The sequence below is a fragment of the Corallococcus sp. AB030 genome, from assembly GCF_003668965.1.
GTDB classification, from domain to species: domain Bacteria; phylum Myxococcota; class Myxococcia; order Myxococcales; family Myxococcaceae; genus Corallococcus; species Corallococcus exiguus.
On sequence record NZ_RAWQ01000408.1, the window covers coordinates 1 to 2668 of the forward strand.

Below are 2668 nucleotides of genomic sequence, written 5' to 3' on the forward strand. Positions count from 1 at the left end.
CCCCAGGAGCACCCCCAGGAGCGCCCCCACGCGCCGTCCCCACCTGCCTGACTGATGCCCTCGCAGCCGCATGGCACGCACAGTAGCGGCGCCCTTCCCGCTGTCCGTCCGTCCCGGAGGCGGCCCCTCCGGTGTCGGACAGTTCGCGCGCGTCCGCCCAGAAACCCTGTCCTCGCCCGGACGGAGGCTCATCCTCGTAAACCCTGGCATCCAGCCAGAAACGGGGGTCCGGGCCTTTCGCGCCGGTGCCTGCCCCGGTGTAGAGTCGGACCCCTTCAATGGCTGGGACGACGCTGACGCTCACCCCGGACGGGTTCCGCGGCCGGGTGCTGGGCAAGTACGAGGTGCTCTGCCGCCTGTCGACAGGCGGGATGGCGGAGATTTTCCTCGCGGCCCAGAAGGGCCTGGCCGGCTTCCGCAAGATGGTGGTGCTGAAGCAGATCCTCCCCGACATCCGCGGCGAGGAGGAGTTCGTCCGGATGTTCCTGGACGAGGCCAAGGTCACGGCCGCGTTCAACCACCCGCACATCGCTCACGTGTACGACCTGGACGTGGCGGACGGTGAGCTGTTCCTCGCCATGGAGTTCGTCCCGGGCGCCACGCTGGTGGAGGTGGCCCGCGCGTGCCGCACCGCCCATGAGCCCATCCCCATGGGCCTGAGCCTGATGGCCGTGCGCGACACGGCCGTGGCGCTCAACTACGCGCACAGCTTCACCGACCCGCTGGGCCGGCCCTCGCCCGTCGTCCACCGCGACGTCGCCGAGAAGAACATCATGGTGACGTACGAAGGCGTCACCAAGCTGCTCGACTTCGGCATCGCCAAGAGCCTGGCGCGCGCGGGCCGCACCGCCGTGGGCATGGTGAAGGGCACCAGCGGCTACATGTCCCCGGAACAGATCATGGGCGACCCGCTGGACGCCCGCAGCGACCTGTTCAGCCTGGGCGTGGTGCTGCACGAGTGCCTCACCGGCATGCGCCTCTTCTACGCGAAGAGCGCCGAAGCCATGATGAACGCCGTGCTGAGCGGCGATGTGCCTCCGCCCTCGCGCGTGAACAAGGAAGTGCCGCCGGAGCTGGACGCCATCGTCCTCAAGGCGCTCGCGAAACGGCGCGAGGACCGCTACGGCACCACGCTGGAGTTCGCCCGCGCCATCGAGCGCGCCGTGGGACAGCGCATCTGGCACCCCGAACAGAGCAGCGAGTTGATGCTGCGGCTGTTCACCGAGCGCCGCGACCAGACCCGCCTGCTGCTCATGAGCGGGCAGTCTACCGGGGACGGCACCTCCAGCGAGACGCAGGTGGCGCAGGTGCTCGCCCGGGGCGGAGAGGTCCCGGAGCCGGCCACGCTTCCGCCCGCGAGTGCGCTGCCGCAGATCTCCTCCACGCTGCCGCCTCGCGCGCCCGCGGCGCCCGCCAAGGCACCCGCTCCGGCGAAGGCGACGCCGGCTCCCGCTGCCGCCACGGGGGGCCGCCGCAACACGACGGAGGAGGTGGCGGTCCGCAAGCCCGCGGCGATGCCGCCCTCGCGCCGGGTGTCGCCTCCCACGGAGCCGCTCCGGCCGCCTCCGCCCACGAATGAGATGTCCGCGCAGCCCGAGGATTCCGAACCGGGCGTGCGCACCCAGCCGGCCCTGCCTCCGGTGATGCTGGATTCATCGCTGCGCATCACGGCGCCCGTGACGGCGTCTCCCGGTTATGCCGAGGGGGAGACCATCCTCACGCCGCTGTCGCGCATGGGCACGCAGCCTCCCGAGGAACCGAAGGCGCGCCATGCGAAGGAGCCTCCGGCCTTCGTGCCGCCGCCCAACGAGCCTCGCGCCCGGGGTGGACGGGAGTCCGAGGAAGGCCGTGCCCGGTCTGGAGCCTCGGACGATGCACGGCAGCGCTCCGCCAACGGCTCCGAGGAGCCGCGTCCGCGCGCCGGACGTGACGCGGCCCATGGATCCGCCGAGGACTCGCGGCCCCGTCCGCCGCGTGAAGCCCTCAACGCGCCTCCCGAGGAGGCTCGGCCCAAACCGCCGCGTGAAGCCTTCAGCGCGTCCGGTGAGGATGCGCGGTCCCGATCCGCGCGGGATGCGGCGAATGGGTCCGCTGAGGATTCCCGTCCCCGTCCTCCTCGTGATTCCGCGAATAGCTCCGCCGACGATGCACGTGCCCGGTCTGGCCGCGATGCTTCGAATGGATCCGAGGATGCACGCGCGCGTTCTGCCCGTGATTCCGCGAATAGCTCCACCGACGATGCGCGTGCCCGGTCTGGCCGTGATGCTTCGAGCGGATCCGCGGACGATGCGCGTGCTCGGTCTGGCCGTGATGCTTCGAACGGATCCGCGGACGATGCGCGTGCCCGGTCTGGCCGCGATGCTTCGCACAACGGTGCGGAAGACTCCCGTCCCCGCCCTCCTCGCGACGCCTCGAACACCAGCTCCGAGGACTCCCGTCCCCGGCCCTCACGGTCCGCCACACAGGACAGCCTCCGCGTCACCCAGCCCCACACCGCGCCGCAGGCCCTGCTGAACGACAGCGAGACGGCCATCTCCCGCGTGCCGTCCAAGCCTCCCGAAGAGGCCCCCGAGAAGACGCCCGCGGTCCGCCGCTCCCCGTCCTCCCGCCGCAAGCAGTCCTCGCCTCCCGCACGCTCCACCCCGGCGCGCGCCTCCGGCCGCCCCAC

1 protein-coding gene is annotated in these 2668 nt (G+C 71.7%); it reads left to right on the forward strand.

Features of this window, described 5'->3' with window-relative positions; genetic code table 11:
• Window positions 1-278: 278 nt before the first annotated feature.
• A partial coding sequence (locus D7Y15_RS46230) for a serine/threonine protein kinase (protein WP_233605322.1) occupies window positions 279-2668 on the forward strand: 2390 nt, incomplete at its 3' end.